The sequence below is a fragment of the Mycobacterium aquaticum genome (genome assembly GCF_002086485.1).
In the GTDB taxonomy this organism is placed as follows: Bacteria; Actinomycetota; Actinomycetes; order Mycobacteriales; family Mycobacteriaceae; genus Mycobacterium; species Mycobacterium aquaticum.
The window spans coordinates 1-13,597 of sequence record NZ_MVHF01000016.1; the positions used below are offsets into that span (position 1 = coordinate 1).

Here is a 13,597-nt window from a genome sequence, read left to right on the forward strand (position 1 = left end):
ACGTCGCCAAATACCGCTGAGTTTCCCCGGCGAGCAGTCACAGCGGTACCGCAAACGCGGCGTGTCGCGTACCGCAGTGACTGCTCGGCAGGAGAACTCGCGGGAGAAAAACTAGTTCCAGATGCGCACGCGCTGGGCGGGATCCAGGTACAGCTCGTCGGTGTCGGTCACGTCGAACGCCTTGTAGAACGAGTCGATGTTGCGGACCACGCCGTTGCAGCGGAACTCCGGCGGTGAGTGCGGATCGACCGCCAACCGCCTGATCGCCTCGGCGTCACGGGATTTGGTGCGCCACACCTGGGCCCAGCCGAAGTACACCCGCTGCACGCCGGTCAGCCCGTCGATCACCGGCGGCTCCTCACCCTTGAGCGAAAGCTCATAGGCCAGCAGCGCGATGGACAGCCCACCGAGGTCGCCGATGTTCTCGCCGACGGTGAAGGCGCCGTTCACGTGGTGGCTCGCGTCCAGCGCACGCGGCGTGAACGTCTCGTACTGCTCGATCAAAGCCTTTGTGCGCAGCCCGAATTCGGCGCGGTCGGCATCGGTCCACCAATCCACCAGATTGCCGTCGCCGTCGTACTTGGCGCCCTGATCGTCGAAACCGTGGCCGATCTCATGACCGATGACCGCCCCGATACCGCCGTAGTTGGCGGCGTCGTCCGCGTCGGCGTCGAAGAACGGCGGCTGCAGAATGGCTGCGGGAAAGACGATTTCGTTCATGCCGGGGTTGTAGTACGCGTTGACCGTCTGCGGGGTCATGAACCACTCATCGCGGTCCACCGGCCCGCCCAGCTTGGCCAGCTCCCGGTCGGAATTGATCAGGTTGCCCCGCCGGTAGTTGCCGTACAGATCGTCGCGCACGATCACCAGCTCGGAATAGTCCCGCCAGCGCGCCGGGTAGCCGATCTTCGGGGTGAACTTGTCGAGCTTGTCCAACGCCTTGGCCCGGGTCTCCGGCGTCATCCAGTCGAGGTTGGTGATGCTGACTCGGTAGGCCTCACGCAGATTGGCCACCAGCTCGTCCATCCGGGCCTTGGCCTCCGGCGGAAAGTGCCGCTGCACATAGAGCTTGCCCAGGGAGTCGCCCATCAGGCTCTCCACCACCGACACAGCGCGCTTCCACCGGTCGCGGATCTGCTCGGTGCCGCTGAGGGTGCGGCCGTAGAACGCGAAATCCTCGGCCACCAGATCGTCGGTGAGCAGGCCGGCCCGGCTGTGGATCACGCGCCAACGGGCCCACGCCTTCCAGTCCTCGAGGTCTTCGCTCGACCACAGCGCTGCGAAGGCCGTCAGATAGTCGGGCTGGCGGACCACGAGTTCGGCCACCGCCTCGGGCGTCGTCCCGAGGCCACGCACCCACACCGACCAGTCGAATCCGGGCGAGTCGACAGGCAGATCGGCGAACGCACGCAGGTTGTAGGTCAGGTCGGCATCACGACGCTTCACCACGTCCCAGTGCGCGGCGGCCAGCTTGGTCTCCAGCGCCACGATGCGGGCGGCCGTCTCGGTCTGATCCCCTCCATAGACGAGGCTGAACATCCGCGCGATGTGCGCCGGGTAGGCCGCCAGGATCGCGGCGTGCTGATCATCGCGATAGTAGGACTCGTCGGGCAGCCCGATCCCGGACTGGCTGACGTGCAGCAGGTACCGCGTCGAATCCTTGGAATCGGTGTCGATGTACACGCCGGCACCGCCGCCGACGCCCGTCCGCTGCAGCGCACCGAGCACCCCGGCCAACTCGTCGGGGGTGGTGGCCGCATCGATGCTGGCCAATTCGTCGAGCAGCGGGGCCAGCCCACGCTCGGCGATGGTCTGCTCGTCCATGAAGCTCGCGTACAGGTCGCCGATGCGCTGCTCGTCGGTGCCGTTCGCGGCGCCCGACTGGGCGGCCTGGGTGATCAGATCGCGGATCTGCTCCTCGGCCCGGTCATAGAGGGACCGGAACGCGCCGTCGGTGGCGCGGTCGGCGGGGATGTCGTAGTCGGCCAGCCAGCGGCCGTTGACGTGGCCGAATAGATCGTCCTGGGGGCGGGCCTGCGCGTCGACATGGCTCAGGTCGATACCGGACTTGATAGCTTCTACCGTCACCCCGACATTCTTCCAGACGCCTCGGCGGTGCTCTGGGCCTCGGAAGGCACCGGTAGCCTCACGCGCATGCCCGAAGCCCCTGCCAAGGACAGCACCGACGACAGCGAAGACAGCGCCGTCGGCCTCTTCACCGGCTACGGCGTCGCGTCGGCGGTACTGGGGGTGATCGCGGTGGCCGCCGTCGTGCTGGCCGCCCTGATCTGGACCGGACACCGTAGTGCGGCCGACGAGCGGGCCTACCAGACGCGTGTGCTGCAAACCGCCGCCGACTGGACCAACATCCTGATCAACCTCAACAAGGACACCGTCGAATCGGGCGTGCAGAAGCTGCACGAAGGCACCGTGGGACAGCTCAACACCGACTTCGACGCGACCGTCCAGCCGTTCCGGGACCTGGTCAAGCGGCTGCAGTCCAACTCGACCGGACAGATCGACTCGGTGTCCATCGAATCGATCTACCACCCGCCGCCAGGTCCGAACGGCGCGCCCCAGCAGCCGCCCCAGCCCGAGTTGACCGGTCTGGTCTCGCGCATCGACCATGTGCTGGTGGTCGCCACCTCGGTGAGTCAGAACGCCGGCTCCGACAAACCGCAGACCGTGCGCTGGGCGCTGCGACTGGACGTCTCCGACGTCGACGGACAGTTGATGATCTCGCGGCTGGAGCCGATCCGATGAGGAACCGGTTGAGAGTCCTGGCCTTCGACATCCTCGCGCCGCTGGCCGCGATCCTGGCGCTGGTGTTCATCGGCCTGGCGCTGGCCTGGCCGCTGTGGTGGGTGTCGGTGTGCTCGGTGCTGTGCCTGCTGATCGTGCAGGGCGTGATCGTCAACGTGGTGCTGGCGCGCCGCGACGGCGTGACCGTCGGCACCGACGACGACGGGCCCGGGCTACGGCTGGCCGTTGTCGGGGTGGCGACGGTCGCCCTGGTGGCCGCGGTGCTCGTCGGCTACCTGCGCTGGACGCAGCCCGACAACGCCTTCAACAGCGACCGTGGCCAGGTGGTGCGCATCGCCAGCAGCGTCGCGGAGGCCACCGCCACCTTTGCGCCGCAGAGCCCGACCGCCTCGATCGACCGGGCCGCGGCCATGATGACGCCGGAGCGAGCCGACGCGTTCAAGAAGGAATTCTCCGGCGTCGCCAAGGATTTGACGAGCAAGAACGTCTCGGCGACGGCAAGCACCATCTCGGCAGGCGTGGAGGCGCTCGGCCCCGCGGCGGCCAGCGTCGCGGTGGTGCTGCGCGGCACCCAGAGCGTGCCGGGCAAGCCTGCCGACAACGCCGTGCTGGCGCTGCGCGTCACGCTGACCAAGTCCGACGGTCGCTGGGTGGTCGACAACGTGGTGCCGCTGCACTCCCGCTAGAGCACTCAGCGCGGCCGGCGCGAATCGATCACCCCGGTGTTGAACCCGGCCAGGTGCAGCCCACCGGCGAACCGGGCGTGCTCGATCTTCAGGCAGCGGTCGGCCACCACCTGCAGGCCGGCGGCTGCGCCGTCGCGGGCGACCTGATCGTGGCGCAGGCCCAGTTGCAGCCACAGCGTCTTCGCGCCGACCGCGATGGTCTCGTCGAGCACGTTCGGCAGGTCGTCGTGGCGGCGGAAGACGTCGACCAGGTCGGGGACGGCAGGCAGGTCGGCGAGGGTGGGATAGACCGGAACGCCATCGATCTCGCTGATGGTCGGGTTCACCAGGAAAAGCTCGTAGTCGCTGGTCGATTTCAGGTACGTCCAGACGAAGTAGCTGGCGCGCGAGGTGTTGGCCGAGGCGCCGACGATGGCCACCGATCGGGTCTCGCGCAGGATGCGCTGGCGGGTCAGGGCGTCAGTCATCTTTGCCTGCCTGGGTGAGGGCCTGGTCCAGATCCCAGATGATGTCCTCGACGTCTTCGATGCCCACGCTGATGCGCACCAGCTCGGGCCCGACACCGGCGGTGCGCAGCTGCTCGTCGGTGAGCTGGCGGTGCGTGGTGCTGGCCGGGTGGATGACCAGGGTGCGCACGTCACCGATGTTGGCCAGGTGGCTGGCCAGTTGCACGGCGTTGATGAACTTCTCGCCCGCGGCCCGGCCGCCCGTGACCCCGAACGCGAATACTGCGCCGGGCCCGTCGGGCAGGTAACGCGCCGCCCGCTCGTGATGCGGGTGCGACGGCAGGCCCGCCCAGCGCACATAGCTCACCCGCGGATCGGCCTCCAGCCACTGTGCGACCGCCCGGGCATTGGCGATGTGGGCGGCCATCCGCTGCGGCAGCGTCTGCACGCCCTGCAACAACTGGAACGCCGACTGCGGGGCCAAGGCGGCACCCAGATCACGCAGTTGCTCGCTGCGCAACTTGGTCAGGAAGCCGTATTCGCCGAAGTTGCCCCACCAGCTCAGCCCGCCGTAGGACGCGACCGGCTCGGTCAAGGCCGGGAATTTGCCGTTGCCCCAATCGAACCGGCCGGAGTCGACCGCCACACCGCCGAGCGTGGTGCCGTGCCCGCCGAGGAACTTGGTTGCCGAGTGCACCACGATGTCCGCGCCGTGCTCGATGGGCCGACACAACGCCGGGGTGGCGACCGTGGCGTCGACGACGAGCGGCAGCCCGGCGGCATGGGCCACGTCGGCGAGCCCGGCCAGGTCGGCGATCTCACCGGACGGGTTGGCGATCACCTCGGCGTAGACCAGCCGGGTGCGGTCGGTGATGGCAGCCGCATAGTCCGCCGGGTCAGTGCCTGCGACGAACGTCGTGTCGATTCCGAAGCGGCGCAGTGAGACGTCGAGTTGGGTGACGGTGCCGCCGTACAGGCTTGCCGCCGACACGATGTGGTCGCCCGCCCGGGCAAGGGCGGCGAACACCGCGAACTGCGCCGAGAGGCCGCTCGCGGTGGCCACCGCGCCGAGACCACCCTCAAGGCTGGCGATGCACTCCTCGAATGCGGCGACCGTCGGGTTGGCGATCCTGCTGTACACGTTGCCGTACTTCTGCAGCGCGAACAGGTTGGCCGCATCGTCGGTGTCGGTGAACACGAAGCTGGCGTTGGCGTAGATCGGTGTCACCCGCGCGCCGGTACCCGCGTCCGGACGTTGTCCGGCATGGATGGCGCGCGTGGCCAAACCGAAAATCCGGTCAGTCACGGCTGGGCAGCGTACGAGTGTCGGGGCGGGACGACCAGAGTTGCGATCGCGGTGGCGTTATTGTCCCGAGCGCTGGGCGGCGAGCTTGGCGAACCGGTCCGACAACCGCTGCATCCGCAGCAGCAGCGAGGCAGGCGGGCTGACCGTGCCCTCCAGGTAATTGGCGAAGTCTTCGTTGGAAACCCCGGCGCGGGAGGCGAACTCCTGCGGAGCCAGTTCTGACCGGCGCAGCAGCCCCTGGATCCCGCGAGCCACGTCGGCGCGTTCGCTGGCCTCGAGATGTTCGCGGGTGCGCACCAGCACCTCGGACAGCGCTTTCGACACTCCGTACGGGCGTGCGGTCTCCAGAACTTCCTCGACCTGACGTGCCGTGCGGCCGTAGGGGTCTCGCTTGACGGCGGCCACGATCCGTTGCCACACCGCCATGTCGTCGGTCTCGAGCGCGGCCCTGATCGCTGCGGTGGGCCAGTACTCGACCGGCCGGTCGTCGAACGGAGGTTTGCGCGGGGGCAGAGGGGAGCGAGAACGCCCGCGCGGGGGGACGCTCTCGCGGTGTGGTTCGCGAGTGTCCCGTGCCTCCGGGGCCAACGTCACTTCGCCTCCTCCAGCATCGCTACAGCCACCGACAGGCAGCGTTGCCTGACTTTCTCCCAGTCATTTGCAGCCTCTGGTCCAGACATTCTGACATCGTGTTCGTCGGACGGCTGCGGATCGGCCAAGCGGCGTACCAACTGGGTCGCCACCCACCGACTTCTGGGTTGCTGACCACAGTAATACCGGTCCATGCCCGACAACACCAGAGCCGCTGTCTGGGTTTCCATCGAGTCGACCAGGTCAGCAAACTCGGCGAAATCCTTGGTGGTGTTGCGGCACATGATCAGATAGCACTTCAACCGCAGGGTTTCCGCGCCCGTCGGGATCTGCAGCCGGTCGCCGGTGGGCAGCTGCACGTTGGTGGTCTCCATCGGGCCGCGACGCTCCACGGGCGCGCGTTTGGTGTCGGCCTCGGTCTCCAGCGCGTCGACGGCGACCGACAGCCGGCCCCGCCACATCGTCACCGGATGCACGGCGCACGGTTTGGCGCGGCCAGGGCGTTGCTCGGCCAGCCGGGTGGTGAACTCGCGGCAGCCGCTGAACGCCAGCGGATCGGCGACCGTAATAGTCTGTGGAGCAAGGCTTTTCATGCGGGCAGCGGAGCGCACCATCATGCGCAGATCGGCTCCGGTTGGGCCCGTCGCGGCAATGTTGTCCGGGATGATGACAAGGTCGGTCACCTCGACCTTCGGCAGCGGCTTCTCGAAATCCACCTCGGGCAGGATGCGGTCGAGCCAGCGCGGCAGCCACCAGTTCCACTCGTCGAACATCGCCATCAGGGCGGGCACCAGTACCAGCCGGACCACTGTGGCATCCACCGCGATGGCCACCGCGCAGGCCACGCCGAGCTGGGCGACGAGCGGCATGCCGGCAAACGCGAAACCGATGAAGACCGCGATCATGATCAACGCCGCGCTGGTGATGGTGCGGGCACTGGTGCTGACGCCATAGGCGACGGCGTCGCGCGTGCTGTTGGTCTGCAGGAACCGTTCGCGGATACGGGTCAGCAGGAAGATCTCGTAGTCCATCGACAGGCCGAAGGTCATGGCCAGCACCAGCGGTGGGATGGTGCTGTCGAGCGAGCTCAGCTTCTCGAAGCCGAGCCCCTCGAACCAACCCCACTGGAAGACCACCACGAGGCTGCCGTACGCCGCGGCCACGGACAGCACGGTCATCAGCACGCCCTTGAGGGCCAGGAACAACGACCGGATCGACACCAGCAGCATCACGAACGCGATCAGCGCGACGAACACGAACACCCAGGGCTGCGTCGCCGAGACCCGGTCGTCGAAGTCCTTGATCAGCGCGGTGGGACCACCGACGTCCACGCGGACGTTCGGACCGGCCACAGCGGGCAGCTTGTCCCGCATCCAGTCGACAGCCTTGCGGGCCGCCAGATCCTCGGGGTCCACCGACAGCACCGCCGAGAGCAGCGCGCTGTTGCCGTTGCCGTTGTCGGAGAACGCCGGGGGTTGCACCATGATCACGCTGGGCGCCTGGGCCATCTGCTGGCGCACGGCGTCGACCGCAGCCTTTTCGGCGGCCTTCCCGTCCGGCACCGTCACCAGCACCCGGATCGGGCCGAGCGCACCGGGACCGAGCGCGTCGGCGGCAGCGTTGACCCCGCCGCGGATCTCGTGCGTCGGTTTGAACTGACGCTGCATGCTGTTGCCGAGCACCATCGAGAACGCCGGGGCCGCAAGCGTCAGCAGCAGCACCACGGCGGCCAGCGCGGACGCCCACGGACGCAGCATCACCGCGCCGGTCCATCGGGTCCAGAACTTGGACTGACTGGCCTCGACCCGGCGCGACCAGTGCAGATACGACGAGCGTTTGGCAGCCGCATGGCCGAAGGTCGCGAGCACCGCGGGCGTCAGCGTCGTCGACGTCAACACCGCGACCGCGACCGCGAGGATCGCGCCGGTGGCCATCGACACCAGCACCGGCGTGTTGATCAGGTAGATGCCCGTCATCGACGCGATCACGGTCAACCCGGACAGCACGACGGCCAACCCGGACGTGGCCATCGCGGCGTCGACCGCCTCGGTGGGGTCGCGCCCGGCCCGCAGTTCCTCGCGGAAGCGCATCAGGATGAACAGCGAGTAGTCGATGGCCAGCGCGATGCCGAACATCGACACCGTCGACGTCACGAACACGCTCATGGTGGTGAACATCGACAGCAGATAGACCAGTCCCATGGTCACCACCACCGTGCAGATCCCCAGCACCAGGGGCAGCGCTGCGGCGGCCAGCGAGCCGAACACGGCCAGCAGGACGATGAGCACGATCGGCAGGTTCCACTTCTCGGCCGCGGTGATGTCGTGCTTGGTGGCCTGGGTGGCGGCGGCGCCGAGCGCGCCCTGCCCGATGACATAGAACTTGACCTTGCCGTTGCTGGTCTCACCGGGTTGGTCGCCGTGGATGCCGACCTTCTGGCGCAGCTGCTTGGCGACGTCGACCGCGCCGGTGTTGTTGAAGTCCAGCTGCAGGGTCAGCACATAGGGCCGGTCGGGCTGCGGCGCTGGCTGCTGCGGGTTGGGCACGATCTTGACGCTGGGGACCTGCTTGGCGATCTGTTCGAGCCGCGCCACCGCGGTGTTCATGTCATCGAACGACGCATCTGCGCGCGGCGCCGCGACCAGCGCCAGCGGGGAGGCGCCCTGATCGGGGAAGTGGTCTTCGAGCTGGCGCTGCACGTACAGCGACTGCGAACCCTCGACTTCGAACCCGCCGCCGGTCAGATTGGACGACTGGTTCATCGCGAGGTAGACGGAGGGCACCAGCAGCAGCAACCAGGTGGCGAACACCGCCCAGCGGAATCTGCGCAGATTGCTGCTCAAGCGCATCATGAACTGCTGGATGCGAGGTCCCCTCTTTCTCCCCCGGCGTTGCGTACGGAAGCGTACCTCGCACTGCGGTAGGCTCACCCGCCCGTCGGCCGCCATGAGACCGCACCGTGATGTGGGCTGGATTACCGCCTACGCCGCTAACGCTATTCGCTGACACCGCGACATAGATGGCAAGATGGCCCCCGGCTGTGCATGCGTCGGGGGCTTCGCATGCCGCCGATCGTGAGGAGCCTGTCCATGAAGCCGATATCTGCTGGGCTGCGCCGCGGCCTTGCCGGCGCGTTTGCAGTGTCCGCGGCGGGCGGCGTGGCCGTCACCCTGTTCCTGGGGCCGACCGCAACCGCCGGGACCGATCCGTGCGCGGCCAGTGAGGTCGCCAAGACCGTCGGCGGCGTCGCCACCAACATGGGCTCCTACCTCGACGCCCACCCGCAGACCAACCAGGCGTTGACCACCATCAGCCAGCAGCAGGCAGGCCCGCAGAGCCTCGGCGCGGTCAAGGCGTACTTCGACGCCAACCCGCAGGTGGCCAAGGACATGCAGCAGCTGCAGTCGCCTCTGGTCAGCCTCGGTACCCGCTGCCGGTTGCCGGTCAGCCTCCCGCAGATGATGGGTCTGCTGCAGGGTGCGCAGCAGAGCGTGCCCGCCGGTGTGCCGTCGGCGCTGAACGCCGCCGTGCCCGGCACCGGCCCGCTGCCCGGGCCCGCGGCAAGCCCTGGTTTCAACCCGGGAAGCCTGCCCGGCGTCACCACCGCGACGGGTACCACCACCACCCGCTAGCGCGTCGAACCGGACCTCGTCTGGCCGGGGACACACTTCGTTGGGCACAAGGCGGGAAACTCGCACCGGATTCTGCTTAGCTTGCAATGCCGGTACCCGCCCGGGGTTACGGCCTCCCATCCGATGAAGGAGCTTGACCATGTTGCTCTCGGCCCTGAACGCGCGGCGCGTCGTAGCCGGCGTGGCCGGCGCCGGCGCGGTTGCCGGCGCGATGCTGTTCGGTGCGATCCCGTCGGCCATGGCCGATGACCCGCCCAACTGCACTGCGGCTGACCTTGCCGGAGTGGCCTCGGGTGTGTCCGCCTCGACGTCCGCCTACCTCTTCACCCACCCGGACGTGAACGCATTCTTCACCGGCCTCAAGGGGCTGCCCCGGGATCAGGTGCGCACCAAGGTGCACGACTACCTCGAGCAGAACCCGCAGACCAAGGCCGATCTGACCGGGATCCGCCAGCCTCTGGTCGATCTGAAGAATCGGTGCGGCGGCACACCGCCTCAGACCCCGTAACCTGGTGCGGGTGGGAAACTCCCCCGCGAACGGCGAAGGACCGGTCGTGCCCGACGGCGCGAATCGCACGGTCCTGATGGTCGACGACGACCCGGACGTACGTACCTCGGTGGCCCGCGGCCTGCGGCACTCCGGGTTCGACGTCCGGGGCGCGGCCAGCGGTAAGGAAGCACTGCGGCTGCTGTCCAGCGAGTCGCATGACGCGCTGGTACTCGATGTGCAGATGCCCGAACTCGACGGCGTCGCGGTGGTGACGGCGCTGCGCGCGCTGGGCAACGACATCCCGATCTGCGTGCTGTCCGCGCGGGACACCGTCAACGACCGCATCGCCGGTCTGGAGGCCGGCGCCGACGACTATCTCACCAAGCCGTTCGACCTGGGTGAACTCGTGGCGCGATTGAACGCGCTGCTGCGCCGGTCCAGCCACACCGACCGGCAGTCGGACAGCATGACCGTAGGTCCGCTGACCATCGACACCGCACGCCGGCTGGTGTTCGTCGGCGGCGAGCGGGTGGAGCTGACCAAGCGCGAATTCGACCTGCTGGCCGTGCTCGCCGAGAACGCCGGTGTGGTGTTGTCCCGGCAGCGGCTACTGGAACTGGTGTGGGGCTACGACTTCGACGTCGACACCAACGTCGCCGACGTGTTCGTGTCCTATCTGCGCCGCAAGCTCGAGCGTGACGACATGCCCCGGGTGATCCACACCGTGCGCGGCATCGGTTACGTGCTGCGGGACGAGTCGTGAGGGCCCGGCGCTAGGTGCGGCTGTTCAGCCTGTTCCGGTCGACATCGCTGCGTACCAGGGTGGCCATCGCGGCCGCGGTGGCGGCGTCAGCGGTGGTCGCGGTGTTCACCATCCTCACCTCGGTGGTGCTGGCCAACAACGACGCCGCGCAGCTGGACCGCCGACTCGACTCGATCATCGACGCCAGCTTCAACCCCGATCAGTTCCAGGATCCGCGCCGCGGCGTGCTGACCACCGGCCGGGCCAAGACCACCGGCGAGTTGGTGTTCCAGCGCGGGCCGCAGCTGCCTGCCCTGCCGCCGGGGACCGCGACCGTGGAGGTCAACGGCGCCGAATACCGGGTCCGCACCATCGTGCTGGACCAGGACGGCGGCCTGCTGATGTCGATCGGCATCCGCGCCGACAGCATCCTGCTCAGCGCCAACCGGATCCCGGTCTACATCGTGGTCGGCGTCGTCACGGTGCTGATCGCCGGTGGGCTGGGCTGGCTGCTGGCCGGGCCCGCCGTTCAGCCGCTGCGCAAGCTGACCGAGCACACCAGCAAGCTGGGCCGCGACACCGCGACCATGCCCGAGGTGCGCGGCGTCCGGGAAGCCGAGGACCTGTCCGAGGCGATGGCAGGCATGCTGACCCGGCTGGCCGCCGCGCAGCAGGCCACCACCAATTCCCTACAGGCCGCCCAGGACTTCGCCGCCAACGCCGCGCACGAGCTGCGCACGCCGCTCACCGCGATGCGAGCCGACCTCGACACGCTGCGCATCCACGATCTACCGGAGGACGAGCGCGACGAGGTGGTGGCCGACCTGTCCCGTGCCCAGCGCCGGGTGGAAGCCATCATCACCGCGCTCGGTCAGCTTGCGTCGGGTCAGCTTGCGCAGCAGGAGGACCGGGAACTGATCGACGTCACCGAGATGCTCTACCGGGTGGCGCGGGAGAACATGCGCGGCGGATCGGTCGAGGTCGAGGTGCGCGCCGACAGCAATGTCGGATCGGTGCTCGGCTGGCCGGCCGGGCTGCGGCTCGCGGTGGACAACCTGGTGCGCAACGCCGTCACGCACGGCGAGGCCACCCGGATCGTGCTGGCCGCGCACCGCCGGCAATCGGTGCTGACGATCGTGGTCGACGACAATGGCCGCGGCCTGCCCGCCGAGGAACACGAGACGGTGCTGGGCAGGTTCCGCCGGGGCAGCACCGCGGGTGCTGGCGGGTCCGGTCTCGGACTGGCGCTCGTCGTTCAGCAGGCCGAGTTACACGGCGGGTCGATCCGGCTGTCGGACAGTCCGCTGGGCGGCCTGCGGGCGACCTTGACGGTGTCGACGTCGCGGGAGCGGGTGACGGACGGCGATCAGCTGGACTGAACGCGGTTGCGGCGACGCAACCCCGCCAGTGCGGCGCGCCAGCCCAGCAGCAGCACCGCGGTGACCAGTGACGCGACCACGATGAAACTGCCTGCCACTCCGGCCGAGGTGAGCTTGCGCAACAGCATGCCGACCACCACGGTGCTGAGCCAGACCGCAATGCCGGTGGGCGCCAACGACGTCGGGCGCTGCCAGCCGCGCGACACCAGCCAGCCCGCAAGCGTGCCCACCAGAAAAGGCCACGCGGTCTCGGCGACGCCGGGCAACGTGATGCCCTCGGCATGGCTACGCCGACCGATGGTGCAGAAGACAACTACGGCAACAAGATCCGCGAGCAGAGCAAGCAGGCTAGCCCGTCGCATACGTCATCACATCCAATACCAGTGGGCTGACCCCGGATTGGTCGCGGATGGCGAAACCCGGCTGCAGCGCGGCCGGCTTGCCGTCGAGCAGCGGATCGAGTGAATCCTGCGACACCAGCCGAGAGTCCAGCCGGAACGACTTGAACACGAATGGTAACCCGTTGGATGCCAACGGATCAGGCCCGTCCATCAGATGGAAGTGCAGGTGCGGCGCGTCGGAATTGCCCGAGTTGCCCAGCGCGGCGATGACCTGCCCGGCCTTGAGTTCGTCGCCCGGTTTGACCTTGAGGCTGTCCGGCTTGAGATGGGCGTAGAACGCGTAGTTGCCGTCGCCGATGTCCTGCACGATGTGGTTGCCGCCGTACTGCTGCAGCGTCAGCCCTTTCGGGGTCACCCCCGGCACCTGTTCGGGCTGCCCGTCGAGCACCGCGACCACCTTGCCGTCGGCCACGGCATGGATGTCGGCGCCGAAGTACGGGTAGCTCTCCACCTTGGCCTTGTCGCCGGTGAAGATGCGGTGCTGCGCGTCGAGCTGAACGTAGTCGATGGCGAATCGTTCGGCGGCCCAAAGCTTTCCGTTGATGGGGTTGATGGCCATGCGGTGCGCGGTCATGTCGCAGCAGCTGTTGACATCGGCCCAGTCGTCGCCGGCCAGCGGCGGGGTGATCGACGCCGGCTTGCGGGTCTGCACCGACGCAGGTGCGACGGTCTCGGTGAGCTCGGCGGGAATCAGCGGTGGCATCGGCTTGCTCACGGACACGGTCACGGCGTGGTCGATGTGACCGGGCAGGTGCGCCGGGTCGTCGGCGATGACGTCGAGCCACACGTAGGCGCTCTGGCCAGGGCCGAGCACATTGGTGCCGGTGGTCGGAAACGCGACCAACCGGGTCCAGTACTTCAGGTTGTCGCCGGACAGCGTCAGCAGTTTACGGTCGCCGTCCAGCGCGCTGACCGAGTTCAACGTGATGTCGGCGGGCATGGTGTTGGTCAGCATGAGCTCGTAGGCCAGGTGGGTGCGTCCGTCGGTCATCGGCACCGGCACGGGGTCGGCGATCACCGACCCGATCACCGGGGTGGCCGCCGCGGGCGGGGTGGTCGAGGTGGTCGTGGTGGCCTGCGGCACCTGCGCCGACGAACATGCGGTCAGTGCGGTGGCCAGCGCACCGACCAGCGCGAGGGCCACGGCGGAGTAACGCATGA

General features: G+C 68.3%; 13 protein-coding genes. 6 read left to right on the forward strand and 7 right to left on the reverse strand.

Translation table 11 applies throughout. The features are described from left to right. Positions 1–111 precede the first annotated feature (111 nt). The gene (locus BST13_RS16840) at positions 112–2,088 is read right to left on the reverse strand and encodes a M13 family metallopeptidase (protein ID WP_083165171.1); all 1,977 of its coding nucleotides are present in this window, start codon (positions 2,086–2,088) and stop codon (positions 112–114) included. Positions 2,089–2,154: 66 nt separating this feature from the next. On the opposite strand from BST13_RS16840, the gene BST13_RS16845 reads away from it, so the two are divergent. Both BST13_RS16845 and BST13_RS16850 read left to right on the forward strand, forming a co-directional pair. After that, a complete protein-coding gene (locus BST13_RS16845; RefSeq protein WP_083165270.1) occupies positions 2,155–2,763 on the forward strand; it encodes a hypothetical protein in 609 nt (202 codons plus the stop codon). Beyond that, a complete protein-coding gene (locus tag BST13_RS16850; protein ID WP_083165172.1) occupies positions 2,760–3,449 on the forward strand; it encodes a hypothetical protein in 690 nt (229 codons plus the stop codon). The genes BST13_RS16845 and BST13_RS16850 overlap by 4 nt, the downstream gene beginning before the upstream one ends. Positions 3,450–3,454: 5 nt before the next feature. Here the strand turns inward: BST13_RS16850 and BST13_RS16855 are convergent, their stop codons facing one another. Genes BST13_RS16855 through BST13_RS16870 form a run of 4 tightly spaced genes read right to left on the reverse strand, consistent with a single transcriptional unit; the run spans position 3,455 to position 8,644 of the window. Continuing rightward, the gene (locus BST13_RS16855; protein ID WP_083165173.1) at positions 3,455–3,916 is read right to left on the reverse strand and encodes a CoA-binding protein; all 462 of its coding nucleotides are present in this window, start codon (positions 3,914–3,916) and stop codon (positions 3,455–3,457) included. Then, positions 3,909–5,201 carry an O-acetylhomoserine aminocarboxypropyltransferase/cysteine synthase family protein gene (locus BST13_RS16860; RefSeq protein WP_083165174.1) on the reverse strand — a complete coding sequence of 431 codons (1,293 nt, stop codon included), beginning with the start codon at positions 5,199–5,201 and terminating at the stop codon, positions 3,909–3,911. Before BST13_RS16860 ends, BST13_RS16855 begins: the two co-directional genes overlap by 8 nt. Positions 5,202–5,258: 57 nt before the next feature. Continuing rightward, complete coding sequence (locus tag BST13_RS16865) at positions 5,259–5,795, reverse strand: transcriptional regulator (RefSeq protein ID WP_083165175.1); 537 nt, start codon at positions 5,793–5,795, stop codon at positions 5,259–5,261. Continuing rightward, complete coding sequence (locus tag BST13_RS16870) at positions 5,792–8,644, reverse strand: MMPL family transporter (RefSeq protein WP_083165176.1); 2,853 nt, start codon at positions 8,642–8,644, stop codon at positions 5,792–5,794. The genes BST13_RS16865 and BST13_RS16870 overlap by 4 nt, the downstream gene beginning before the upstream one ends. Before the next feature lie 237 nt (positions 8,645–8,881). Between BST13_RS16870 and BST13_RS16875 the strand changes: the two genes are divergently transcribed. The 4 genes from BST13_RS16875 to BST13_RS16890 all read left to right on the forward strand — a co-directional run bounded on the left by BST13_RS16875 (position 8,882) and on the right by BST13_RS16890 (position 12,035). Further along, positions 8,882–9,424 (forward strand): hemophore, encoded by a 543-nt coding sequence (locus tag BST13_RS16875; protein WP_083165177.1) that lies wholly within the window; start codon positions 8,882–8,884, stop codon positions 9,422–9,424. Between the two features lie 139 nt (positions 9,425–9,563). Continuing rightward, positions 9,564–9,932, forward strand: coding sequence for a heme-binding protein (locus tag BST13_RS16880; RefSeq protein ID WP_064943567.1), 369 nt, complete (start codon positions 9,564–9,566; stop codon positions 9,930–9,932). 76 nt (positions 9,933–10,008) lie between these two features. Beyond that, a complete protein-coding gene (locus BST13_RS16885) occupies positions 10,009–10,677 on the forward strand; it encodes a response regulator transcription factor (protein ID WP_211296111.1) in 669 nt (222 codons plus the stop codon). Between the two features lie 14 nt (positions 10,678–10,691). Beyond that, positions 10,692–12,035 carry a sensor histidine kinase gene (locus BST13_RS16890; RefSeq protein ID WP_245839676.1) on the forward strand — a complete coding sequence of 448 codons (1,344 nt, stop codon included), beginning with the start codon at positions 10,692–10,694 and terminating at the stop codon, positions 12,033–12,035. Here the strand turns inward: BST13_RS16890 and BST13_RS16895 are convergent. Continuing rightward, the gene (locus tag BST13_RS16895; protein WP_083165178.1) at positions 12,023–12,397 is read right to left on the reverse strand and encodes a DUF3054 domain-containing protein; all 375 of its coding nucleotides are present in this window, start codon (positions 12,395–12,397) and stop codon (positions 12,023–12,025) included. The two genes, BST13_RS16890 and BST13_RS16895, sit on opposite strands and share 13 nt — an antisense overlap. Then, complete coding sequence (locus BST13_RS16900; RefSeq protein WP_083165179.1) at positions 12,384–13,595, reverse strand: M23 family metallopeptidase; 1,212 nt, start codon at positions 13,593–13,595, stop codon at positions 12,384–12,386. The genes BST13_RS16895 and BST13_RS16900 overlap by 14 nt, the downstream gene beginning before the upstream one ends. Positions 13,596–13,597: the final 2 nt, after the last annotated feature.

Excerpts from the sequence above, each read along its gene's own strand:
- BST13_RS16845 (WP_083165270.1), top strand. The coding sequence starts at position 2,155 with ATGCCCGAAGCCCCTGCCAAGGACAGCACCGACGACAGCGAAGACAGC.
- BST13_RS16850 (WP_083165172.1), top strand. The coding sequence starts at position 2,760 with ATGAGGAACCGGTTGAGAGTCCTGGCCTTCGACATCCTCGCGCCGCTG.
- BST13_RS16855 (WP_083165173.1), bottom strand. The coding sequence starts at position 3,916 with ATGACTGACGCCCTGACCCGCCAGCGCATCCTGCGCGAGACCCGATCG.
- BST13_RS16870 (WP_083165176.1), bottom strand. The coding sequence starts at position 8,644 with ATGATGCGCTTGAGCAGCAATCTGCGCAGATTCCGCTGGGCGGTGTTC.
- BST13_RS16875 (WP_083165177.1), top strand. The coding sequence starts at position 8,882 with ATGAAGCCGATATCTGCTGGGCTGCGCCGCGGCCTTGCCGGCGCGTTT.
- BST13_RS16880 (WP_064943567.1), top strand. The coding sequence starts at position 9,564 with ATGTTGCTCTCGGCCCTGAACGCGCGGCGCGTCGTAGCCGGCGTGGCC.
- BST13_RS16885 (WP_211296111.1), top strand. The coding sequence starts at position 10,009 with ATGGTCGACGACGACCCGGACGTACGTACCTCGGTGGCCCGCGGCCTG.
- BST13_RS16895 (WP_083165178.1), bottom strand. The coding sequence starts at position 12,397 with ATGCGACGGGCTAGCCTGCTTGCTCTGCTCGCGGATCTTGTTGCCGTA.
- BST13_RS16900 (WP_083165179.1), bottom strand. The coding sequence starts at position 13,595 with ATGCGTTACTCCGCCGTGGCCCTCGCGCTGGTCGGTGCGCTGGCCACC.